Origin of the sequence: Serratia sp. CY47444 (genome assembly GCF_052168635.1) — a bacterium.
Classification (GTDB): Bacteria; Pseudomonadota; Gammaproteobacteria; order Enterobacterales; family Enterobacteriaceae; genus Serratia; species Serratia bockelmannii.
In genome coordinates this window covers 875,672-898,961 of sequence record NZ_JBJNMH010000001.1, presented here as the reverse complement: position 1 = coordinate 898,961, position 23,290 = coordinate 875,672, and the positions used below count along the sequence as shown (strand labels likewise).

At 58.5% G+C, this 23,290-nt stretch carries 16 protein-coding genes, 2 tRNA genes, 3 pseudogenes and 1 riboswitch; of the genes and pseudogenes, 10 read left to right on the top strand and 11 right to left on the bottom strand.

Going from position 1 to position 23,290, the window contains the following annotated elements; translation table 11 throughout:
- Positions 1-251 precede the first annotated feature (251 nt).
- On the top strand, positions 252-992 hold the full coding sequence (locus tag ACJ8IL_RS04035) for a transporter substrate-binding domain-containing protein (RefSeq protein WP_435967691.1): 741 nt from the start codon (positions 252-254) through the stop codon (positions 990-992).
- Here ACJ8IL_RS04035 and ACJ8IL_RS04030 read toward each other — a convergent pair whose 3' ends face one another.
- The 4 genes from ACJ8IL_RS04030 to ACJ8IL_RS04015 are packed head-to-tail and all read right to left on the bottom strand — an operon-like array spanning position 993 to position 4,148.
- Positions 993-1,928: an ABC transporter substrate-binding protein gene (locus ACJ8IL_RS04030; RefSeq protein ID WP_060433493.1), complete on the bottom strand. Its 936-nt coding sequence runs from the start codon at positions 1,926-1,928 to the stop codon at positions 993-995. It abuts the gene before it with no gap.
- 35 nt (positions 1,929-1,963) lie between these two features.
- Positions 1,964-2,731 (bottom strand): ABC transporter permease, encoded by a 768-nt coding sequence (locus tag ACJ8IL_RS04025; RefSeq protein WP_043140003.1) that lies wholly within the window; start codon positions 2,729-2,731, stop codon positions 1,964-1,966.
- Entirely contained in the window at positions 2,728-3,468 is a 741-nt protein-coding gene (locus ACJ8IL_RS04020; RefSeq protein WP_025303401.1) for an ABC transporter ATP-binding protein, read from the bottom strand. Before ACJ8IL_RS04020 ends, ACJ8IL_RS04025 begins: the two co-directional genes overlap by 4 nt.
- Positions 3,465-4,148: a TenA family protein gene (locus ACJ8IL_RS04015; protein ID WP_043140011.1), complete on the bottom strand. Its 684-nt coding sequence runs from the start codon at positions 4,146-4,148 to the stop codon at positions 3,465-3,467. Before ACJ8IL_RS04015 ends, ACJ8IL_RS04020 begins: the two co-directional genes overlap by 4 nt.
- 62 nt (positions 4,149-4,210) lie before the next feature.
- Positions 4,211-4,313, bottom strand: a riboswitch (TPP riboswitch).
- Positions 4,314-4,462: 149 nt separating this feature from the next.
- On the opposite strand from ACJ8IL_RS04015, the gene ACJ8IL_RS04010 reads away from it, so the two are divergent.
- The 4 genes from ACJ8IL_RS04010 (at position 4,463) to gap (ending at position 8,422) form a co-directional block, all read left to right on the top strand.
- Positions 4,463-5,485, top strand: coding sequence for an LLM class flavin-dependent oxidoreductase (locus ACJ8IL_RS04010; RefSeq protein WP_025303399.1), 1,023 nt, complete (start codon positions 4,463-4,465; stop codon positions 5,483-5,485).
- Positions 5,486-5,498: 13 nt separating this feature from the next.
- The gene (locus tag ACJ8IL_RS04005) at positions 5,499-6,233 is read left to right on the top strand and encodes an SDR family NAD(P)-dependent oxidoreductase (protein ID WP_043140014.1); all 735 of its coding nucleotides are present in this window, start codon (positions 5,499-5,501) and stop codon (positions 6,231-6,233) included.
- 126 nt (positions 6,234-6,359) lie between these two features.
- A complete protein-coding gene (locus tag ACJ8IL_RS04000) occupies positions 6,360-7,334 on the top strand; it encodes a GlxA family transcriptional regulator (RefSeq protein WP_060433489.1) in 975 nt (324 codons plus the stop codon).
- Between the two features lie 77 nt (positions 7,335-7,411).
- A complete protein-coding gene (gene gap, locus ACJ8IL_RS03995) occupies positions 7,412-8,422 on the top strand; it encodes a type I glyceraldehyde-3-phosphate dehydrogenase (protein ID WP_025303396.1) in 1,011 nt (336 codons plus the stop codon).
- 54 nt (positions 8,423-8,476) lie between these two features.
- On the opposite strand, the gene ACJ8IL_RS03990 is transcribed toward gap, so the two are convergent.
- Both ACJ8IL_RS03990 and mtfA read right to left on the bottom strand, forming a co-directional pair.
- A tRNA-Asn gene (locus ACJ8IL_RS03990) sits at positions 8,477-8,552 on the bottom strand.
- A gap of 99 nt (positions 8,553-8,651) precedes the next feature.
- On the bottom strand, positions 8,652-9,452 hold the full coding sequence (gene mtfA / locus ACJ8IL_RS03985) for a DgsA anti-repressor MtfA (RefSeq protein WP_025303395.1): 801 nt from the start codon (positions 9,450-9,452) through the stop codon (positions 8,652-8,654).
- A gap of 92 nt (positions 9,453-9,544) precedes the next feature.
- On the opposite strand from mtfA, the gene ACJ8IL_RS03980 reads away from it, so the two are divergent.
- Positions 9,545-9,634 (top strand) — tRNA-Ser (locus ACJ8IL_RS03980).
- A gap of 128 nt (positions 9,635-9,762) precedes the next feature.
- Here ACJ8IL_RS03980 and ACJ8IL_RS03975 read toward each other — a convergent pair.
- From ACJ8IL_RS03975 to ACJ8IL_RS03960, 4 genes and pseudogenes are all read right to left on the bottom strand, one after another.
- A pseudogene (locus ACJ8IL_RS03975) lies at positions 9,763-10,002 on the bottom strand (DUF4942 domain-containing protein); the annotation flags it as partial.
- Positions 10,003-10,699: 697 nt separating this feature from the next.
- Positions 10,700-11,959: pseudogene (locus ACJ8IL_RS03970) on the bottom strand (salicylate synthase); the annotation flags it as partial.
- Positions 11,960-12,034: 75 nt separating this feature from the next.
- Positions 12,035-13,555 (bottom strand): annotated as a pseudogene (locus ACJ8IL_RS03965) ((2,3-dihydroxybenzoyl)adenylate synthase); the annotation flags it as partial.
- A gap of 137 nt (positions 13,556-13,692) precedes the next feature.
- A complete protein-coding gene (locus ACJ8IL_RS03960) occupies positions 13,693-15,903 on the bottom strand; it encodes a TonB-dependent siderophore receptor (RefSeq protein ID WP_197781617.1) in 2,211 nt (736 codons plus the stop codon).
- Positions 15,904-16,059: 156 nt separating this feature from the next.
- On the opposite strand from ACJ8IL_RS03960, the gene ACJ8IL_RS03955 reads away from it, so the two are divergent.
- From ACJ8IL_RS03955 to ACJ8IL_RS03940, 4 genes are read left to right on the top strand one after another with little or no spacing between them, the layout of a single operon-like run.
- Positions 16,060-17,604 (top strand): ABC transporter substrate-binding protein, encoded by a 1,545-nt coding sequence (locus ACJ8IL_RS03955; protein ID WP_173890021.1) that lies wholly within the window; start codon positions 16,060-16,062, stop codon positions 17,602-17,604.
- Entirely contained in the window at positions 17,601-18,572 is a 972-nt protein-coding gene (locus ACJ8IL_RS03950; protein WP_173890019.1) for an ABC transporter permease, read from the top strand. Before ACJ8IL_RS03955 ends, ACJ8IL_RS03950 begins: the two co-directional genes overlap by 4 nt.
- Complete coding sequence (locus ACJ8IL_RS03945; protein WP_173890016.1) at positions 18,565-20,961, top strand: ABC transporter ATP-binding protein/permease; 2,397 nt, start codon at positions 18,565-18,567, stop codon at positions 20,959-20,961. The genes ACJ8IL_RS03950 and ACJ8IL_RS03945 overlap by 8 nt, the downstream gene beginning before the upstream one ends.
- Positions 20,958-21,707, top strand: a complete 750-nt coding sequence (locus ACJ8IL_RS03940; protein WP_173890014.1) for a thioesterase II family protein — start codon at positions 20,958-20,960, stop codon at positions 21,705-21,707. The genes ACJ8IL_RS03945 and ACJ8IL_RS03940 overlap by 4 nt, the downstream gene beginning before the upstream one ends.
- Here the strand turns inward: ACJ8IL_RS03940 and ACJ8IL_RS03935 are convergent.
- Positions 21,692-23,224, bottom strand: coding sequence for an MFS transporter (locus ACJ8IL_RS03935; protein ID WP_173890012.1), 1,533 nt, complete (start codon positions 23,222-23,224; stop codon positions 21,692-21,694). The genes ACJ8IL_RS03940 and ACJ8IL_RS03935 overlap by 16 nt on opposite strands.
- Between the last annotated feature and the right edge of the window lie 66 nt (positions 23,225-23,290).

Sequence of the window (23,290 nt, the reverse complement as noted above, 5' to 3'; positions counted from 1 at the left end):
GCCCTGGTCTGCGCCGCCGACCGTGCCGCGGCGCGAAAAGTGAAGGGTATAGCCTATTGCCGGCGGCGGAACAACGCGCGATCTCCCGCTACGGCCGACGAACGGCGGCTATTGTACATTTTTATGACAATAGTGTGACGTTAATCACGCCGACGGCGGCCTCGGCGGCGAAAGCTTGCTGGTCGGAGGTTTCGCTCTACGCTTAATGAGCGCCACGACGGTGCGCCCATCAGCCTTTCACAGGAGGAAGTATGCAGACGATTCCCGCCGCGGTACTCGACGATCTGGCCCCGCAAGGCGTGTTGCACGCGGCGATCAACTACGGCAATCCGGTGCTGGCACAGGCCGGGGCCGGCGGTAAACCGCAAGGCGCTTCGGTGGAGCTGGCCGCCGCGCTGGCCCAGGAACTGGGCGTGGCGCTCGAACTGGTCACCTATGACGCGGCGGGCAAGGTGTTTGCCGACCTTGACAGCGGCGCCTGGAACCTGGCGTTTATGGCTATCGAGCCGGTGCGTGCGGCGCAAATCGCCTTCAGCGAACCCTATGTGATCATCGAGGGGACTTACCTGGTGGCGAACGACGCGCCTTACTTTGAGGTGGCGCAGCTCGACAGGCCGGAGGTGCGCATCGCGGTCGGTCATGGGGCGGCGTACGATCTGTTTTTATCGCGCACGCTGCAGCAGGCGCAGCTGGTGCGGGCGGCAACGTCCGCCGAGGCGATCGCGCTGTTTTTCGAACGGGGGCTGGAGGCGGCGGCCGGCGTGCGTCAACCGCTGCTGGCCGCCGCGGCCGCCCATCCCGGCTACCGGGTGCTGGACGGGCATTTCACCGCCATCCACCAGGCGATGGCGGTGCCGCGGCAAAAAACGCAGGGCGCCGCCTACGTGAACGCGTTTATCGAACGCTGCAAGGCCAACGGGTTGGTGAAGGCGGCCTTGCAGCGCAGCGGCCAGGGCGAGGTGACGGTGGCGCCGCCGGCCGCCTCGGCGTGATCAGTCGAGCTCCACCGCGTACTGTTCCACCGGGGTGATTTTCTTGATCAGCTTGTTGTCGAACAGGAACTGTTCGTAAGCCTGGTAGCGCGCGCGATCCAACTTGGCCGGATCGCGGGCGAACAGCGGCAGGCTGGCTTGCCACGCCTGTTTGTTCAGCTCGGTATTCAGCTCCGGGTGCGCCTTGGCGAACGCCAGCCAGGTGTCCTGCGGGTGTGCATGCAGGTAGTCGCTGCCTTGCTTCAGTGCGGCGAGGAATTTGCGGATTTTCGGCTCGTTCACCGCATCGCGGTTGGCGACGATGATCAGCTCGTCGTAGGCCGGCACGCCGTAGTCTTCGACGTTAAACACCACCGGCTTTTTGCCCTGCAGCTTCAGCTCCAGCGCTTCGATATTGCGGTAGCCGCCGATCACCGCATCGACCTGGCCCGCCAGCAGGGCGCTGGTCAGCTGGAAGTTGACGTTGATGAGCTTGATGTCCTGCGGCTTGAGGTGCTCGTGTTCGACCATGGTGGCCAGCGTCGCCTGTTCGATGCCGCTGACCGAGTAGCCCACCGTTTTGCCCTTGAGATCCGCCGGCGACGTGATGTTTTTGTCCAGCGCGATCACCGTATTCAACGGCGTGTTGATCAGCGTGCCGACGCGCATCAGCGGCAGGCCCTGATCGGCGAAGAAATGCAGCTGCGGCTGATAGGTAATGGCGAGGTCGGCCTGTTTGGCGGCCACCAGCCGCGGCGGCAGCGCCGGATCGGACGGCGGCACGATCTTGACGTCCAACCCTGCGGCCTTGAAGGCGCCGATCTGCTCGGCCACCATAATTGGCGCGTGATCGGGGTTGATGTACCAGTCGAGCACCAGCGTCAGCTTGTCGGCCGCGCCGGCCTGGCCGGTGAGGGCGGCGCCGAGCAGCAGCCCGCAAACGGTTTGTTTGATCATGGTCGTTCCTTTATCCCTGGTTATGGTTGCAATCATCAGTCGTTTTCCGGCGCCCAGGCGATCAGGCGCCGCAGCAGCGCATCCACCGCGGCCCACAGCAGCACGGTCATCAGCACCAAAATAAACAGCGCGGCGAAGCAGACGTCGGTCTGCATGCGCGCGTTGGCGTTCAGCATCACATAGCCCAGCCCTTCGGCCGAGCCGACCCATTCGCCGATGATGGCGCCGATCGGCGCGACGGCGGCGGCCATGCGCAGGCCGGAGCCGAAGGCCGGCAGCGCCGCCATCAGCCGCACGTGCCGCAGCTGCGCCCAGCGCGAAGCGCGCATCGTGCGCGCCAGATCGAGATAGTCGTTGTTGACCCGGCGCAGCCCGTCGAAAAAGGCCGACACCACCGGGAAGAAAATCACCAGCACCGCCATCGCCACCTTGGCGCTCATGCCGAAGCCGAACCACAGCACCAGCAGTGGCGCCAGGGCGAACACCGGTATCGCCTGGCTGGTGAGCACCAGTGGCATCAGCCAGCGCTGCAGCCGCGGCGAGAAGATCATGCACAGCGCCAGCGCCGCGCCGAGCAGCACGCCCAGCACCAGCCCGCTGACGATCTCCGAAGCCGTGACCAGCGTGTGCCAGGCGAGATAGCCGCGCCCGTCCCACAGCGCCTGCGCCACCGCGCCCGGCGTGGGCAGCAGAAAGGCCGGAATGCCGCTTTGCGCCGCCAGCCACCACAGCAGCAGCAGGCCAGCAAACACCGTCAGCCCACGCCGCAGGCGGGTGAGGCCACGCTCTTCGGCAATCTTCATTGCGCGGCCCTCACCAGCTGTTGCAGCAGCTCGGCCTGGCTTTTCAGCAGGTCGGCGTCATCCGGCGCGCGCGGCGGTTGCCCGCTGATACGGTGGGTATCGTCGAGGCCCAGCGGCCAGGGCGACAGTACCAGCAGCCGGTGGCTCAGGCGGCAGGCCTCCATCGGATCGTGGGTGATCAGCAGTACGGTATTTTGCGCCAGCAGCTCGGCGGCCAGGCTTTGGATCTCGGCGCGGGTAATGGCGTCCAATGCGGAGAAGGGTTCGTCCATCAGCACGATCGGCTGGCGTTCGTAGAGCGTGCGGGCGATGGCGGCGCGCTGGCGCATGCCGCCGGACAGCGCGGCGGGCAGGCTGCGGCCATGCGCGGCCAGGCCTACGCGTTCGAGCAGATGCGCCACCCACGCCCGATCCGCCACTTCGCCGCGCAGCCGCGAGCCGAGGGCGACGTTCTCTTCGACGGTCAGCCACGGGTAGAGCAGGTCTTTTTGCCCCATGTAGGCGATGCGCCCGGCGATCGGCAAACCGTCGCTGCCGGTCACCGTACCCGAACTGGCCTGCGCCAGGCCGGCGATGATCTTCAGCAGGCTGGTTTTGCCGGCGCCGCTGGCGCCGAGCAGGGCGACGAAGCTGCCGCCGGCGATGTCGAAGCTCAGCCGGTCGAAGACGATTTGCTGACCGAAACGCAGGCTGAGATCCCGCACCTGGATGCCGGGCGGGAGAAGCGGGGAGGTCATGAGGCGTTCAGCCCCATCTGCCAAAATGCCGATTCCAGCTGGGTGGCGGTGGTGAAAATCTGCGCCAGCTCGGTGAAGCGGCCTTGTGCGCCGCGCTGGTGGCCGACGGTTTCCAGCAGTTCGATGGCGGCACGCACGCCGGCCAGATAGCCCTCGTCGCCGTAGTTGCGGATCCAGGAGGCGTAAGGATTGCCCTCCATCTGAGTGGCGGGATCGTGCAGCAGCCGCAGGCCGATTTCGGCATAGCCGGCCACGCAGGGCAGCAGGCCGGCCAGCAGATCGAGGGCGTCGCCGGCATGGCCGATATCCAGCACGTAGCGGGTGTAGTTCATGGTTTCCGCCGCTTCCGGCTGGGCGGCGATCTGCGCTTCGCTCAGCCCCCATTCGGCGCAGTAGGCCACGTGCAACGGCAGTTCGGCGACGATGCCGTTGAGCGAGGCGGTGGCGGCGCGCATCTCCGGCAGGGTGCGCAGCTTGCTGACCAGCAGCGCGTAGGCGCGGGCGAAGTGCAGCAGAAACAGATAGTCCTGGGTCAGGTAGCGGCGAAAAGCGCGTTCAGGCAAGGTGCCGGCGGCCAGCTGCTGCAGAAATGGATGATCGACGTAATCTTGCCAGTGGCTGCCGGCATGGTGGCGCAGCCGGCCGTAAAGACCGCTTTCGAACAGGGTAGTGATGGACATGGGACCTCCTTGAGTCAGTGGAGATCCGGGCACGCTGGGGTATGAACAGGCAACGGGTGAGAGCGTTGTTGCCTAACCGTCCCTTCGCTGGCATGACCCAGATCAGGTTCAAAGGGTTCGGCTTGCGCCATCTCAGCCCGTAACAGGACACCCCTCGGAGCTGCTTGTTATACGACATTTGTTTTTTGATTACAATCGCCGGGCGGTGCGGCGGCAATCGGTTCGTTTAGTGCGATCGAGGGTGATTTTGCTGGCGCAAGGCGCGCGGTTTTTGTCACTGTAGGCCCATGTTTTGCCTCTGAGGATGATGCCCGATGAAAAAGATTGGTTTTCTCTCGTTTGGCCACTGGTCGCCTTCCGCCCAGTCCGGCACCCGTTCCGCGGCGGATGCGCTGCTGCAGTCCATCGATCTGGCGGTCGCCGCCGAAGATCTGGGGGCGGACGGCGCCTATTTTCGCGTGCACCACTTCGCGCGCCAGCTGGGATCGCCGTTCCCGCTGTTGGCCGCCATCGGCGCCAAAACCCAACGCATCGAGATCGGCACCGGCGTGATCGACATGCGCTATGAAAATCCGCTGTACATGGTGGAGGACGCTGGCGCGGCGGATCTGATCGCCGGCGGGCGGCTGCAGCTCGGCATCAGCCGCGGCTCGCCGGAGCAGGTGATCGACGGCTGGCGCTATTTCGGCTATGCCCCGGCCGACGGCGAAACCGATGCGGACATGGCCCGCCGCCATACCGAAGTGTTCCTGGAAGCGCTGCGCGGCGAAGGGTTCGCCGAGCCCAATCCGCAGCCGATGTTCCCGAATCCGCCCGGGCTGCTGCGGCCGGAACCGTTTTCCGCCGGGCTGCGCGACCGCATCTGGTGGGGCGCCGGCTCCAATGCCACCGCCGTCTGGGCGGCGAAGCTCGGCATGCACCTGCAAAGCTCGACGCTCAAGAACGACGAGACCGGCGAACCCTTCCACATCCAGCAAGCCAAGCAGATCCGCGCCTACCGCGCCGCCTGGCAAGAGGCCGGCCACACGCATGAGCCGCGGGTTTCCGTGAGCCGTAGCATCTTCGCGCTGGTGGATCAGCGGGATCGCAACTACTTCGGCGGCAGCGGTAAGGAAGGCGACCAACTGGGGTATATCGATGCGCAAACCCGGGCGATCTTTGGCCGCAGTTACGCCGCAGAACCTGACGCGTTGATCGAACAGCTGGCGCAGGACGAGGCCATCGCCGAAGCGGATACCTTGCTGCTGACCGTGCCTAACCAACTGGGCGTGGATTACAACGCCCACGTTATCGAATCGATTTTAACCCATGTCGCGCCGGCGCTCGGCTGGCGCTAAACGGAGGAGCTGCATGTCACGCATTTTCATTACCGGCTCGGTGGACGGGCTGGGCCGCGCCGCCGCGCAAACGCTGTTGGACGAAGGGCATCAGGTGATTCTGCATGCGCGTGAGCCCGGCCGTCTGGACGCGGTGCGCGATCTGCTGGATCGCGGTGCACAGGCGACGATCGGCGATTTGTCCGATGTGCAGCAGATCCGGCAGCTCGCCGAGCAGGTCAATCGCCTCGGTCGCCCGGACGCGGTGATCCATAATGCCGGCATGTTCACCGGGCCGCAGGTGATGCCGGTGAACGTGATAGCGCCCTACCTGCTGACGGCCCTGATCGAACGCCCCAAGCGTATCGTCTACCTGAGCAGCAGTATGCACTTTGACGGCGTGGCGGAACTGAACGGCGTGGATTGGCTTGGCGGCGCCGCCGGTTCTTATTCGGACAGCAAACTGTTCGTCACCGCGCTGGCCGCCGCCGTGGCGCGCCTGTGGCCTGACGTGATCAGCAGCGCGGTCGATCCCGGCTGGGTGCCGACCAAAATGGGCGGCGCGGACGCGCCCGACGATCTGGCGCTGGGGCATGTGACGCAGGCGTGGCTGGTGAGCAGCGATGAACCGCAGGCCCTGGCGTCCGGCGGCTATTGGCACCATCAGCAGCGCCTCGAACCCCATGCAGCGGTACACGACGAGGCGTTTCAAACGGCGCTGCTGGCGCAATTGGCGCGCGCCGGCGGGGTGAGCTTGCCGCAGGTTTGAATGGCTATTCCTTCCAGGCCCGTCGAGGTTATCGGCGGGCTTTTTTATGCCCGCAGGGTGAACCCGCGGCGCTTTTCTTATACAGTGGTTGTCTGGCCTGTTTTGCTCTTTCTTGTAATTATCGCCATGCATACATTCCTGATTATCGTCCCTGAAGGGGGCATGCTGTTCGAAGCGGCGGGCATCGCCGATATCCTGATGCAGGCTAATCGCCTGAGTTCCGCCGAGACGCCGCTGTATCAGATCGCGGTCGCCACTACGCAATCTCACCGGGTGGTGCACGGCCTGTCCGGGCTGAGCCTGTTGGCTGACCATCGCCTGGCGGATCTCGATCCGGCCCTGCCGCGCGATACCGTCATTGTTGCCGGCAAGGGGGCAACCGAAGAAGAGGGCGCCCTGGTGGCGGATTGGCTGCGCCGCGCGGCGCCGCAGACGCGCCGTATCGCTTCGGTTTGCGGCGGGGCTCTGCTGCTGGCCGAGGCCGGGTTGCTGGACGGGCGGCGGGCGACCACTCACTGGCGGCTGGCGGAAACGCTGCAGGCGCGCTTCCCGCGGGTGCAGGTTGAAAACGGCCCGATCTACGTGCAGGACGGGCCGATTTGGACCTCCGGCGGCGTCAGTTCCGGCTTCGATCTGACGCTGGCGCTGGTGGAGGATGATTACGGCTTCGTGCAGGCGCGCGAAGTGGCGCAGGATCTGGTGATGTTTCTGCGCCGCCCCGGCGGGCAGGCGCAGTTCAGCCGCTACCCGCTCAACCAGGCCAAATCGCCGGGCCCGATCCGCGACCTGCAGTCCTGGATCCTGGAAAACCTCGCCGACGATCTCAGCGTCGATCGGTTGGCCGAACGCGTGGCGATGAGCCCGCGCAACTTTACCCGCGTATTCACCCGCGAGACGGGCATTTCTCCCGCCAAATTCGTCGAAGAAGGCCGGTTGCATACCGCCAGGCAGCGCCTGGAGCAGAGTGCGCAAGGCATCGAGCAGATCGCCCTGGCCACCGGCTTTGGCAACGGCCTTAACCTGCGGCGGGTGTTTGAGCGCAAACTGCAGCTGACCCCGAGCGAATACCGCGAACGCTTTCATGCGCGCAATTTGGCGTAAATTGATCGGTAAACGTCATTTACGCCGCCTCGGGGCAGGGCTAGAGTTGAGGCAAAGCCCAAAACGAGGAGTGCATCATGGTGAGAGTAGGCATTAATGGATTTGGCAGGATCGGACGCAACGTGCTGCGCGCGGCGCTGGGGCGCAGCGATTTTGAAGTGGTGGCGATCAACGATCTGACGGACAGCAAAACGCTGGCGCACCTGCTGAAATACGACACGCTTTCCGGCACGCTGGCGGCCAGGGTGGAAGCCGGCGACAACCAGCTGCTGCTGGACGGCCGGCCGATTCAGGTGTTTTCGCAGCGCGATCCCGCCGAGATCCCCTGGAGCAGCGTGGGCGTTGACGTGGTGATCGAAGCGACGGGCTTCTTTACCGACAAGGCCAAGGCGGAAGTGCACATCACGCACGGCGGCGCCAAGCGGGTGATTATCTCGGCGCCGGCCAAGAACGACGACATCACCATCGTCATGGGGGTTAACGACCAGCTTTACGATCCGGCGCTGCATAAAGTGGTCAGCAACGGCAGCTGCACCACTAACGGGCTGGCGCCCGCCGCGCAGGTGCTGCATCAGGCGTTCGGCATCGAATACGGGCTGATGAACACTACTCACGCCTATACCAATAGCCAGGCGCTGCACGATCAGCCGGAAAAAGATCTGCGCGGCGCGCGGGCGGCGGCGGAATCGATCGTGCCTTATTCCAGCGGCGCGGCCAAGGCGCTCGGCAAGGTGATCCCGGATCTCGACGGCAGGTTGACCGGTTACTCGCTGCGGGTGCCGGTGCCGGTCGTCTCGATCGTCGATCTGACGGTGACGCTGAAACGCCCGGCGACGGTGGAAGAGATTAACGCCGCTTTCCGCGCGGCGGCGGCATCCGGCCCGCTGAAAGGGATCCTGGGCTACAGCGATGAACCGCTGGTGTCGAGCGACTACCGGGGTGATGCGCGTTCGTCGATCATCGACGGGCTGTCCACGCTGGTGATCGGCGGCAATCTGGTGAAAGTGCTCGCCTGGTATGACAACGAATGGGGCTTCTCCAATCGGTTGGTCGATCTGGCGCTGCTGATGGAAAAACGCGGGCTGTAAACGCCCCATAGCAAAAAGCCCGCTTAAGTTTCCTTAAGCGGGCTTCTCTAAATATGGCTCCTCTGACTGGACTCGAACCAGTGACATACGGATTAACAGTCCGCCGTTCTACCGACTGAACTACAGAGGAATCGTGTGAACGGGGCGCATGATATCCAGCGGCCCCGGGTGTGTCAACGCTAAATTGCCCCAGGCGGTGCGACTGCTCGGTATCTGAGCAATAAGCCCGTCAATCAGCCCATTGCGCGTCGTTTTCCACCTGGCCGCGCAACAGGCGCGCCAGCGGATCCTGGCGGTAGAAGCGGCAAAAGTGCTGATACAGCGCCGGGAAGCGTTCGGCCAGCAGCTCGGGAGCGCTGAAGAAATACTCCGACAGCACGGCGAAGCACTCGGCCGCATCGGTGGCGGCATAGGCATCCATGCTGGCGGCCTCTTCACCGACCATGTCGATCTCGTCCTGCAGGCTTTCCATCGCGGCGTGCAGATCATGTTCCCAGGCGGCCACCTCGCGCAGCGGGATCGGCGGCACGCCGGTGGCGACGCCGCCGTTGCGCATATCCAGCTTGTGCACCGCTTCGTGGATCACCAGATTGAAACCAGAGAGATCGAAAGAGTCCTGCACGTCTTGCCAGTTGAGCACGATCGGCCCCTGTTCCCAGCTTTGGCCAGACTGCACCACTGGCCCCGAGTGCACCAGGCCGATCTCGTCCTGCCATTCGTCTTCCACCACGAACGGGGTGGGGTAGAGCAGAATTTCGTTGAAGCCGTCGAGGCACTCCGCGCCGAGTTCCAGCACCGGCAAGGCGAACAGCAGGGCGATGCGCGCCTGCATTTGCGAGGTGAGCTGCAGCCCCTGCAGCGGCACGATGCGCTTTTGCTGCAAGATCTGCCCGGCAACGGCCACCAGCCGCTGCTGCTCCTGCTCATTCAGCGGCGAGAGCAGCGGGATCGCCAGCGCGTCCTGCCACTGGGCCTGAGTGTCTGCCTGGGGTTGAGAGGGTTGAGTCGCTTTCCACGGCCATTTAATCATCAGGTTGCTCGTAAAGTCGTCACTTGAACGTTCAGCGGTGTGCTAATGCTGTAAAAATGCCGTAAAAGCGGGCATGATAGCAAGCGTTGTTAGGAGAGATGCCGGAGCGGCTGAACGGACCAGTCTCGAAAACTGGAGTAGGGGCAACTCTACCGGGGGTTCAAATCCCCCTCTCTCCGCCACTAAATTTGATTATCACATTGAGTTAAATGATTTTTTATCATTTAACCATCTTCCAGTATGCCATTCATGACTAGCTTGCTTTGATTCCTTCTGGACTCTATTAGACAACTTTCTGCAGAACACAGTATCACTTAGCCAGCATATTCGGGTAGTGCTTTGCGACTATTGTGAACCAAGCCGTGGCGTTTGAAAATGATGTGCGCCGTTCCTTTCTGAAGGTACCTGATTGCGAACATATCATCCTCATAGTAGGTACTGCTCCTTTTGAATGGATATGATCGCCAAGACGGCGAGTAGCATCTTCGCGATTGTCCGGGATCGGTTTGCTATCAAGCAATATCAGCATGCGTTCAAGCGGAGCTCGTCGCCAGGTAGGACGCGTATCCGGGGACTGACGACCGTCGGCCGCCGCAGTGCGTGCGCCAGCAGAGCCCCGACTCTGGTTCCATGCTTGGCGTATTAAGTCACCTGTTTCAGGTTGAGGTGAGAATATCACCTTTAATTAGGTGGCCAAATTTACTGTGCCACTACAATTCCTCGGCCTCTTTGGCCAAACGGCACGCTATCATCACCGGTACAAAGTCTTTTCTGACTTTGTTCAGTGCTGTGCGATAGCGATACACAACCGCTTTTGTCCGGGTGAAGAGTTGGAGCAATCATACATGGCGATCATCAAAAGTTATGAGCGTGAGGATGTCGAGCGTCTGGTGCCTAGTACGAATAGCATTGACCGCTGAACCTTGTGACTTTTGTCCACTCCTTCCTGCATAAGCTCTCTTAAGGTTCTTAGACCCCATGTTAAGCAGACAGGATTGTCTCATGATAGAACAGATGCGCATTAATGGCGCGCACATTCTAGATATTGCGCACAGGGCGGTGAAGCCTTAGCACGCCTGCAGAGTTGACTGCACCCGTGCGGTGGCACATGAAACAGCTTTTATCTTTCATGCCTCACGTCGACCAGCGATTGAATGAACACGTCTGGAGGCCGAAATCATCTTCCGCGAAATCGCTCTTTAGTTTTTTGATGAAGAGCCGCATAGGCCCTTCATCACGAGCAAACCTTACTGAGGAATAATAAAACGGCTAACCGACTGTAATTTTTCGATGGTCTCTTCCAGTTCCCTGTCAGGCAATGATTGGTCAATAATCCCCGCACCAGCCTGTAAGGCCACTCCACGATCATGCTGATAAAGCGAGCGCAGCACCAGCGCCGCATCTTTTTCACCCTGGCTATTGACCATGAACACGCTGCCGCTATAGGCACCGCGTGAGACCGGTTCCAGCCGCTGAATCGCTTCTATCGCCGGGCGCTTAGGTATCCCCGAAGCGGTTACTGCGGGAAACAGTGCGCCAAAGGCATCCCAGGCATCGAACTCTTTGCGAAGTTGTCCTTTTACCCGAGAGGCCAGATGCTGCACACTGCCGCGCAGTGAGACATGCATAAAATCACTGACGTGGGTTGAATGGCGCTCACATAGGGGGATCAGTTCTTCAATGGCGAGCTTGACGGACACCGCATGCTCAGCAATTTCTTTCGTATCGTTACTGAGCACTTCGCGCAATCGCCGATTTTCGGCCTCGTCAGCGGTAAGTGCTCGCGTGCCGGCCAGTGGTTGAGTGCTGACCGCGCCAGAGCCGGAGACTTCAACCACCGTCTCAGGGCTAAACCCAATGAAGTGATCGTCGTTCAATCGGGCAACAAACGAACGCGCCGGGGTATTGAATCGGCGGCCAACGTGATAGCTGGCCAATAAATCGACTGGATCGGCAAGGGTTATTCGACGAGAAAGGATAATTTTCTGATATTCACCGCGCTGAATTTCTTCCACGGCCAGGGCAACGCGCTGGCAATAGTCGTGCGCATCCTGTTCGTGAATCTGTTTGGCGATTGAAGCTTGCCATTGAACATCAGGTTCTGGAAACACTGCAACACGATCCGCCGCCTGAACACGCTTCATCAGTTGCGATAAATCCTGATCAGAAGACGAGATCAGTTGTGCTTCCCCCGGCTTTAATTTGATTTGCACGCGCGGGATAAAGAGGGTCAACAGGGGAGTTGCCTCAGGCAAGTGTTTTGGCCGCACATCGTGTATCAGGTGTGAAAACTCGAAATGGCTCACACCATAAGCCTGCCAGTCGCTAAAGGGTATCGCATCCAGCGCCTGTTGCAGATTTGTCTGCCAGCTGCCACCTTGCCAGCTTTTTTCCACGGCGTTGGGCAGGGTAAGTTCAGCACGTTCAACATACAGTGAGATTTTTACCTGACTGCCTATTCCAATATCCCAGCATCCGTCGCGCTCATAGGCAATGTGACAATCAGATTCGTTCTTCAGCAAGTGGTAAATGACATCGAGCGGGTCAGTCTGCAGGATGAGGGTATGCCTGGACTCGCTGCTGTCCAGGGCAAGCGCGGCAATATTCGCCAACTGACGCTTATCGATCTTGCCAACGGCGGTTAATGGCCAACGCTTAACGGGCAATAACTGGTCAGGCAGTTTATTATTGCTGACGCCTTGTTGCTGCAGGTAGCCACGTAAACCAGCCAGCGTCAGGTGGGTATCACCCGGTAAACAGACACAGATACGTTCACCCAGACGTGCATCCTCAACACCAATTACGACGCAGCTTGCCACATCAGGGTGATTAGCGATAAATGACTCAATCTCTGCGCAACCCATCTTCTCACCGGCACGATTAATTTGCTCTTTGAGCCGACCTTCCACGACGAAGTTGCCCCCATCGGTCAGGCGCACCAGGTCACCAGAACGGTAAAAATGATCCGGTGTGAACGCCTGCAGATTTTGCGCTTCAGCGCGATAATAGCCGCCGATAGTATAGGGGCCGCGGGTAAGCAGTTCGCCGGAGGCCTCGGTTCCTACGGGCAATCCATCCTGATCCACCACTCTTATTTGGTCCGCATCTGAAATCGGCCGACCCTGAGTGTGTAAAATCACGTCATCGCTATCATCAAGCCGCGTGCAACAAATCAGTCCCTCAGCCATACCGAAAACTTGCTGGAGCTGACAGTCAAAGGCGGGTTTGACTTTTGTTGCCAGTTGACTATCCAACCGCGCTCCCCCTACCTGAATGAACTGCAAGCTGGAGAGGTCGCTTTCGTCCCATGCCCGACACTCCAGCCACAGGGTGACAAGCGGTGGCACCAGTGCAGTGAAAGTGACTTTCTCCTGCTCAATGAGAGGGAACACTTCATCGCAGCCTGATGTTTGCGCCAGCACCACTTTGCCGCCTGAGAATAGCGTGCCCAGCACTCCCGGGCAGGAGAGGGTGAAGTTGTGTGCCACAGCCAACGTCGCCAGATACACACTTTGGCTGGAAAGCTGGCAGATCTCCGCCATGCGACGTGCGTTGTAAAAGTAATCGGCGTGCGTGCGTGGTATCAATTTGGGCGTACCGGTGCTGCCACCAGAAAGGAGGAGGAGAGCAATATCTTCAGCATGCGGTGCAGGTAAAGGCCGGGGCTCGGACTGGAACGCTGTCATCAGTGAGTCCGCATCGTCATGGATATTCACCTGCCAGCGCTGCATACCGGGATGTTTAACCGCCATATCCGATGCCAATATTTGATAGTCATGCCCAAGGTAGCGCTGAGGATAAAACCAGGCTTTGGGTTCTGCCAGTTGGCTCAAGGCATCAATGTCTGCCGCTTTCTGGCCGGGCATGGCTAGAATTGGGCGTGCGCCGAGACGGAACAGAGCGAACAGCGTGGCTACGAGGCCAATACAGTTTGGCAACTGCAGCAACACATTATCTTGTGAGCGAATCCCACGCGCGGCTAATCCCGCAGCAAGTCTATCGGCCAGATTATCCAGCCCGGCGTAACTCAGACGTTGCTTTCCTGCCACCAGCGCGATGCTGGTGGGTTGCCGAATTGCCCATTGGCGTAACTGTTCGCCCAGTGGTTGATCGACCCAATAGCCATTTTGTCGATAGTGTTCACGCTCATTGTCACTCCAGGCGCTATAACGTTGACGTTCGTTCATGATCGTTCTCCTTGCCGAAAAAGGATTGCCAGCCGCACTGGCCGGCAATGACATCAAAAGTCCCAGCTAAATTTGGCAATTACCTGACGGCCTGCTCCCCAGAAACAGCCCGTGTCGATGGAATAGCAGCCCGCGACAACTTTGCGGTCCAGCAGGTTTTGTGCTGTCAGTTGCACTTTGCCACCGCGTAACGAAGGAGCGAGTTTGCCGAGCTCATAACGAATTGAAGCATCCATCAGGCCATAACCCCCGGTGTTAAACTGATTGTCCATGGTGCCGCCTTTGGTGCCGCCGCTGAAACGCCCCCCCACAGCGACGCCTAAACCCTCAACCTCTGTGCCTGCTGGAGCCTGCCAGTCCAGCCACAGCGCACCAAATGTACGTGGCACGCGCAACGGGGTTTTGCCTTCGCGGCCTTGTGTGTCCTGGGTGTATTTCACCTGTTGCAGGGTGTAGCTGCCGATCACGCTAAATTGATCGGTTAGGGCGCCTTTGGCTTCCAGTTCCAGCCCGCGTGCACGAATTTTTCCGCCCTGAGTCTGGAAAGCGGAATTCGCCGGGTCAGTGCTCAGGCTCTTGTCCTGTGTCAGGTTGTACACAGCGGCAGAAAGCAGGGTCGTGGTGCCCGGTGGCTGATACTTCACGCCAAACTCATAGAGTTCGCCGCGACTGGGTTTAAAGGGTTGTTGATCGCGAGAAAGACCGGCAATCGGCTGGAAAGATTGCGCCCAGGTGAAATAAGGCGAGATGCCATTGTTAAACAGATAATTCAGGCCGACGCGTCCCGTGGTGGCCTGATCGTGCTGCTCGTAATTCTGGCCGTAGAGAAAATCTTTGTTGATGATTTTGCTCCAGTCGTGGCGGATACCCAGCGTGGTACGCCACTGCTGCCAGGCAATTTGATCCTGCAGATAGACGCCTGTTTGTGTGGATGAGACGCGACTATCTTGCCACAGTGCGGTTGGGCCAAATTCGGCGACACCATAGTCAGGATGATAAATATCCAGAGATGACACGCTGCCGCTACCGTAGTTAGCATGGCCGCGCATATGGTCAACGCTCACACCCGTCAGTAACTCATGACTCAAGGCGCCGGTATCGAAAAAGCCATGGATCTGATTATCAAAATTGAGCGTGTTGTAATGCTCGTCAGAGACAGCGGTGTTGCGGCTAATGGTGCGCATATCGTCGTTCAGACCTGACATGATCACCGCATCATAGTTGGACGTTTCGCCGAAATAGCGACCTTTCAAGACCGTGGACCAGTCTTCGCTGAAACTATGGGTGTAGCTGTAGCCCACCGTTGATTGCTTACGACTAAAGGTGTTGTGGTTTGGCTCACCAGGGTAAGTATCCAGCGGCAGTTTGCCATTTGGATTGGTGAACACCGTGCCATAGGCAGGCAGAGAAGTGATCACCCCTAAATCCGGATCGTACTGAAAGCGTGAGTAAAGCGTCAGACTGTTGTCATCGTCAGGATTAAAGGTGATGGAGGGGGCCAGCGCATAGCCTTTGAGTTTCGTGCCTTGCTGCATGCCGTCGGCGAGATGGCCGGTAGCGACGAAGCGGTAGAGTACGCTTCCGCTGTCATTCACTGCCCCACCAAAGTCCAGGCCGACCCGTCCGTAATTCTGCGTGCCACCTTCAACTTCCACATGACGAATCGTTTCATGCGTCGGCAATTTGCTGGTGAGCGCAATAACACCGCCGGGATTTGACAATCCATACAGCACGGAAGCGGGGCCGCGTAAGACATCGATCTGTTCCAGAAGGAAAGGGTCGGCCTGCTGCACGCCAAAGAGCAGGCCATTGGTATTACGTAAACCATCCTGAAACACATCGGAATAGCCAGTGTCGCTGTAATTAAACCCGCGAATAGTGAACTGATCAAATGCGGTTACGCCGCCCCATTGCTCGGCCGCTACGCCTGGGGTGTAGCGCAGTGCTTCGTTCAGGCTGCGTGAGTTTTGGTCATTCATCTGCTGACGGGTGATCACTGACACCGATTGCGGCGTTTCCACCAGCGGTGTCGTGGTTTTAGTTGCGCTGCTGCTTTCTTTTGCCGAAAGCCGGCTGCCATGTGATTCCTCACCTTGTGCGATGACCGTTATTGTTGAACTGTTCTGCTGCGGCTGCGGCTGCGGCTGCGGCTGCGGCTGCGCCCAGGCACTTTGCAGCGCGAGGGTGAGTAAAGAAAGTGAAAGGCCCGTTACTGTGCGTTGTGTGATTTTTTTTCCTGCCAAATACGAAGCGGTGCGTTCCATAACAATCCTCTGCCTGATAAAAATCAAAAGGTTTTCTTAATGCTTTTTTTTGAGAATGATTATCAATAGCGTTGATTACTATGTAATGATATAACATATGATATGATCATTAATGAAGCGGAAATTTAATGATTTCGTTAAGGGAGATGCGGGGATATGAACCAGGGTTTAACCAGACGAACGCTGATAAAAACAATGGGTATTGGCGCGGGCATCGCGCTCAGTAATGGATTTTTACCGCTGGCATGGGCGGATGAACCCAAGCCGCAGCGAGGGGGAACACTGCGTGCTGCGTTCGCAGGTTCCAGCAGTGATTCTACCGATGTGTTGCGATCCACCAACAGTAATATCGACTATGTACGTGCACGCTTAGTGTGGGATTCATTAGCGGAAGTAGACAACCAACGTATCGTATGGCGCCTAATGGAATCTGCAGATCCTAATCACGATGCGACACGCTGGACCGTAAAACTTCGGCAGGGCGTCACATTCAGTGATGGTCGTCAACTCACCAGCAAAGATGTGATGTTCAGCCTGCGTACCTGGATGAACCAGCCGGGTAGCCAAAGTGGCTGGCTGAAGCCGCTCGACCTGACGGCATCACGTCTTGAGGACGATTACACACTGACATTGCAGTTGCACAAACCGGTGGGTTCATTTGATTTATTACTGGCGCAGTCAATCTTTATTTTTCCAGAAAATACGCAGGACTTTACTGTGGCAGTGGGGAGTGGGCCTTACACACTCAAATCCTGGTCACAGGATAAAAGTGTGCTGCAGGCGCGTTCAGACTATTGGGATGCGGCAAACGGTGGTCCCTGGCTGGATGAGATTCAGCTCTACAGCGTCGGTGACACCACTGCGCGTCTCAACGGTTTGAAAACGGGGCAGTTTGATTATGTGGGGGGGATGGCGCTACTCACCGCGCGATCAGAGCAAGCTAATCCGGCTGTGAAACTGTGGCACTCCCCGAAATCGGAGATGAGCAATCTGGCATTCAGTATGAATCTCGGTAAGGCGCCCTTTAATCACGCCGCGGTTGTCGAAGCGCTGAAATATGCGATTGACCGGGAAACGATGGTGCGCGCAGTGACCATGGGATTAGGCGAAGTCGCGAATGATGCCCTGGGCGCGGGGCAACCGTGGTTCAATGGGGAACTGCCGACCCGCCATTACGATCCTGAACGTGCCCGTGCGCTGCTGCAGAAGGCAGGTATACCCTCTGTTGCCGCAAAGATACGCACCAGCGACTACGAATACGGTACGGCCGAAAGCGCTACATTACTGTTACGCCAGGTAAAAGGGACGGGATTTGATCTGCAACTGGACCGCGTTCCCGCTGCCGATTACTACAGCGATTTTAACCTGCTGCTGAATACGCCATTACAAACCAATCTTTATCGCCCGATGCCGCTGCCCGTTGCGTTGCCATTCTATTATGGCCATGCGGCTCCATGGTCATTCACCGGCCCGGCTACGCCGCAACTTGACGCTCTGATGAATGCGATGCAGGCGGCACGCGGTGATGCGTTACGCCTGCGTGTTGCTGATGTCCAGCACTACCTGTGGCAGCAGGGCGGTGACGCGATCTTTGCAAGAATTCCGTCTATTGCCGCTTCTGCACCCGGTGTGTTTGGCGTCAAAGCGGCTGGCTTCTTTGACTATCCGCTGCTGCGTGATGCTTGGCTGCGTTCAGCATGAAGTGTCAGGTTTTAATTAAACGCCTGCTATGGCGTGCATCGCAGGCGGTTTTCACCTTGTGGCTTCTTTCGGTGATGATCTTTTGTGCCATGTCGCTGGTTAAAGGTGATGCTGCCAGCCAGCGTCTGGCGGGGACGGGGAGCCGCGAGCAGGTGACGGCGTTACGCGCGCAGCTGGGTCTTGATCAGCCTTTAGCTGCACGCTATCTGCAGTGGGCCAAGGGTGTCATGCACGGTGACTGGGGGAGCAGCTACTTAAACGGGCGATCCGTAAGTACGCTCATTCGCGAGCGCGGGGGGGGCTCACTGGCGTTAGGGGCCAGCGCCAGCGTGTTGCTGGTGGTGATCGCCCTGGGCTTAGGCGTCTATTGTGGGCTGCATCCAGGCAGTGTCATCGACAGGGGCATCAGTCTGCTTTCCCTGGGATTCGTGGCGTTACCGGAATTTGTGACAGGCACGCTGTTGGTGATGGTGTTTTCGTTAACGCTTCACTGGCTGCCTGCGCTTTCGCTTCTCTCCCCGGGCCAATCGTTGTGGTCACAGTGGCCACTGTTTATTTTGCCAATAATGACACTGCTCAGTGTCGCGTTAGCGCAGAACATCAAATTGGTCCGCCTTGGCGTTATGCGTGCTTCTCAGTCTCCAGCCTGTGAATGCGCCCGGTTGAATGGAATTGCGGAATACCGCGTGGTATTGCACTGGATCCTGCCCGAAGCATTAGGCCACTGTTTACCGATCCTGGCACGTTACATCACCTATCTGTTTGCTGGCGCACTGGTTGCAGAAACACTGTTTGGCTGGCCAGGCCTGGCAGCGTCGCTCCTCAATGCCACGCTATCGCGTGATACGCCGGTGGTGATGGGCATCTCGATGGTGTTGTGTACACTGACGGTGTTACTGAATCTCCTCGCGGATAGCTTGACCGCGCTGCTTAACCCCGCAGCTTTCCGGGGAGGGCGCGATGCGTAAACGGCCGTATGCAGGATTCGTTTTCTTCAGCCTGATGGCATTCATCAGTCTTATCGGCCCCTGGCTGGCACCTTATGCGATCGATGAGATACGTGATATGCCCTTTGCTGCGCCAAATTCAACGGCGTGGATGGGGACAGATTATCTCGGCGCAGACGTTTTCAGCCGCCTGCTCAGCGGCGGTCAACAACTCTTATTGCTGGCCTGCCTGAGCGTATTACTGGCCTGGCTGATTGGCGGACTGGTGGGGATGCTTGCGGCGCTGAAAGGACGCTGGATTGAACGGATGTTGTTGGTGCTGGCTGACATCCTGCTCAGTATTCCGGGGCTGCTGTTACTGACACTGGTGGTCACCGTTAGCGGGCGCGGTTATACGGCCGCAGTGGTTGCGGCGATATTGGTGATGGTGCCCGATATCTTCCGTCTGGTTCGTGCCGCGACGTTGCAACAATTACAGCAAGATTACGTCGACATGGCGCGCTGTCGGGGGGAGTCACTGGCAGCGATTCTCTGTCGGGAGATCATGCCTAACCTGTTACCCCTGCTCAGTGCAGATATTGGCCTTCGCCTGCTGGCAGCCATTTTTATTTTGGCCACCGCCAGTTTCCTTGGGCTAGCTGCGCAACAACCCCTGGCTGACTGGGGGCTGATGATCATGGAGAACCGTCAGGGGCTATCGTTTCAACCTTGGGCAACCCTTGCGCCGATCTTTGCCATCCTGCTGCTGCTTATTCCTCTGAACCTGAGTCTGGATGGGTTGTTTGTTTCTTCGCGCAGAAGAAACGCGCCCCAGGCGGCCTCGTTTTCGCACGCACAAAGCATTGCTGATAGCAGGTTGAATATTCAACAGCTTAGCGTGAAACTTCCTGAGCAGACGTTGATCAACACCGTTTCGCTGCAGATAAAAAGTGGTGAAATTGTGGCGCTGGTCGGTACTTCAGGCAGTGGTAAAAGCACTTTGCTGCGTGCGGCACTGGGCCACTTTCCCGACACCACAACTGCCATTCGCGGTGAGGTATGGCTGGCGGGGCAGCCGCTCTTTTCAATCAATGCCCGAGCATTGCGAAAGCTGCGTGCCCGGCACGTTGGCTTTGTACCGCAAGATCCCCGTCTGAGCATGGTTCCTTCGCAAACCCTGGGCGCGTTTTTACGACGGATGGCCGCGCGTTGCGGACTCACAGATGCTCAACGCGATCGGCAAGTGACGTCTCATTTCCGTCAACTGGGGCTGCCCGATGATGCGGCTTTTTTGCGGCGCTATCCCCATCAAATCTCTGGCGGACAACGGCAACGCGTGATGGCAGTGGCCGCCATGCTTGGCTATCCTGGTTTGCTACTGATGGATGAGCCGACCAGCGCTCTGGATGGATTGAGTACCCAGGCGGTGATGCACTGGATCGCCTCCACTGCGCGCGCACATCAGATGAGCGTACTGTTTGTCGCACACGATTTACCGCAGGCGAGTCAGATAGCCGACCGGATTCTGGTGATGTCAGCGGGGGAGGTGGTTGAACAGCAATCCACTCAGGCATTTTTGCGTACGCCAGGCACCCAGGCCGGCCAGAGCCTGCTTAATGCCTGGTTGCCTTGCGCCCTCCCTGAGCAACAAGCCTCCTCCGCTCAGGTCGTCCTGAGTGCTGAGGCCGTCGGGGCGGCTTATGGCGGACGCACGACGCTGACTTCATTACAGTTTTCCCTGAGACGCGGTGAGACGCTGACCGTTGCGGGCCGATCCGGCGGCGGTAAAACCACTCTTATGCGTATCCTGGCAGGTTTACAACCTGATGCCGGCGGCACCTTAAGCCTGCATAACATGCCGCTGTCTCTCAGCATTCATCAACGCAGCCCGTCGCAAAAATGGCAGTTGCAATATGTCGCACAGAATCCTGCCAGCTCCCTGAATGCGTTCTATAGCGTGCGTGCGCTGCTGCGCCGTCCTCTGCGTCTCAGCGATCCCACATTAAGTGCTGAACAGTGTGAACAGAGGGTCATCAGCGTGATGGCGCAGGTCGGGCTTGAACCCCATTTGCTTGCTCGCAAACCGTCGCAACTCTCCGGCGGTCAGCAGCAGCGTGTGGCATTGGCAAGAGCGTTAATTACCCGCCCTGACGTGTTGTTGTGTGATGAAGTGACCAGCGCCGTAGATGGGCCGACGCGTATGGAGCTGGTCCTGCTTTTGCAACAATTGCAACAGCAGCAGGGGATCGCTCTGTTAATGGTCACTCATGACTTGACCCTTCCTGTACAGTTGGGCGGTTCACTCATGGTGATCGAGCACGGGCGGGTTGTCGAACAGGGGCGCGTTTCCGAATTGCTTGCACGTCCCACGCATTCAGTGACGTCCCAGCTCATTTCAGCAGCGCAACTCACAGAGGAGACAACGCGTTGACTTCCCCTTGGATACGAACATTAAGCGGATACATTAAGCCTGAGTTGCAACTGTTTTGTCTGCCGCATGCGGGAGGTAACGCTGGGCTCTATCGCAGCTGGCGTGAACATCTTCCGCCGGAAATTGAATTGAATGTGATCTGCTATCCCGGTCGTCTGGAGCGTTGGCAGCAACCCATTCCCCCGACGATGCCGGAGCTGGTGGGTGAAGTCTCGCGGGCTATTGCCCCGCATCTTGGCGAAAACTGGGCTATTTTCGGCCACAGTATGGGGGCCGTTGTCGCGCATGAAACGGTTCTGGCATTGAAATGCGATGATTTAGCTCCACCGCAGCTGTTGGCGGTGTCTGCCCGTGAGGCGCCACAGTTTCACCAGCCCGGCTCTTTGCATCAACAGGATGATGAAGCACTGTGCCATGAGTTACTGCGTTTGGACGGTACCGATCCCGTGTTGTTGACCCTACCCGAGATGCGCGAACTCATTTTGCCTACGATGCGGGCGGATTATGCATTGATTGAGCAGTGGCAGCTGAGTTCCAAACAGCTGCTGTCATGTCCCATCGCCGCCTTCATGGGCAGCGAAGATCCGGAACTTGATCAGCAGCAGGCGGAAGGATGGGCGAGCTGGACAACCGCCAGTTTCACTCTGGACTGTTTTTGCGGTGGTCATTTTTACTTCAGGGAACACCCACAGCCGCTTCTTTCACGATTACTGACACGCTTACGGGAGGTTCAGGCACTGTCCTGAGTCTGTTCCGGCTGTGGTTGTACCGGACGAATCAACCACAGTGCCGCCAGACCGGCGAGGACGCTTGCAACGGCGGCAACGCGGAATAAGAGGTTTAACCCATCTACCCATGCCTGTAAGGCCCGTTGCTGCAGTTCGGGCACTGCATTCAGCACATCAAACTGCGCGCTGCTGATGGCCTGAAGGACTGATGCAGGCTGACTGATACCTGAGGCACTTAGCAGGGAAAGCGGCAAAGCTTGCTGGATCACATGATTGAGTAACAGTCCAAACAACGCGATACCCACGGCGGTACCGAGCGGGAAGAACGTATTTGCAGTGCCCGATGCAGCACCGGCCTGACGTGCAGGAACAACACTAACAGCGAGGTCCATCAGATGCGGCATGGTCAAGCCAGCACCGATACCCAGCATCAACAGCAGCGGAAGGATCACCATCCAGTCGCTGTGGATTTGCACATGGCTACTGAGGGTCAGACCGAGAGCCACAATGAACATGCCAATCGCCAGCACTACGCGGACTGGAATCAGTCTTGAAAGCGGGCCACTTAATCCGGCGGCGACCACCATCGCCAGTGACTGGCTCAAAAGAATCAAACCGGTGTGCCACGCCGAATAGTGCAACAGGCCGCTCAGCCAAAGCGTAATAAACGGCAGTAAGCCAAAACTGAAAATGCGGCCTGCAAAGCTGAGCAGGATTGCCCCCAGGAACGTAGGGATGCGAAACAAACGTAAGTGCAGCAGGGCGCGATCGCCTCGCTGAGCCTCAATCCATAAAAACAATAAAGCCGAAGTGATGCCGATGAGCAGTGCGTGGTGGACAAAGGGGGCGGCATCAGATGAAAAGTTGAGTGCGGCGTAGTTCAGGCTAAACAGGCTGAGAGTGACGAAAACCGCGCCAGCGACATCGACAGGATAACGCGGTGCGAGTGCGGGTTTTTCATCAACATGGCGCAGGGTGAGGAAAATGATCAGTAATCCGACGGGGATGTTGATGGCAAATAGCCATGGCCAGCCGGCCCATTGGATCAGTATGCCGCCAATCAGGGGGCCAGTTGCTGCAGACACGGCTCCCCCTGCGGCAAATAATCCCACCGCGCTGGTGCGAACCTTGGGCGATTCCCCCTCACAGGCACTGGCAATCAGCGCCAGCGCAGTCCCCAGTACCATGGCACCGCCAGCGCCCTGGAGTACACGGGCAACGATCAGCGCATTGATGGTAGGTGCCAGGGCGCAGCCCAGTGAGGCCAAAACAAATAATCCGTTACCACACAAAAAGATCGGGCGCCGTCCCAGCCGGTCGGAGATGGCGCCAGCCAGCAGCAACAAGGCGGCAAAGCTCAGGGTATATCCATTAATTACCCACTGCAATTGTGCGAGATTAGTAAGGAATCCTTCACTTATTTTGGGTAGTGCGATGTTCACGACCGTGATGTCCAGCGTCATGATAGCAGCACTCAATGCCGCCACCAGCGTAGTCCATCTACGGTTTTTTACCTGTTTCTCATTCACTAACATGCCATTTCCCTTATTCCCATCCCATTAGTTACAAATTGTATAAAAAAACAATTCTGATAATGATTA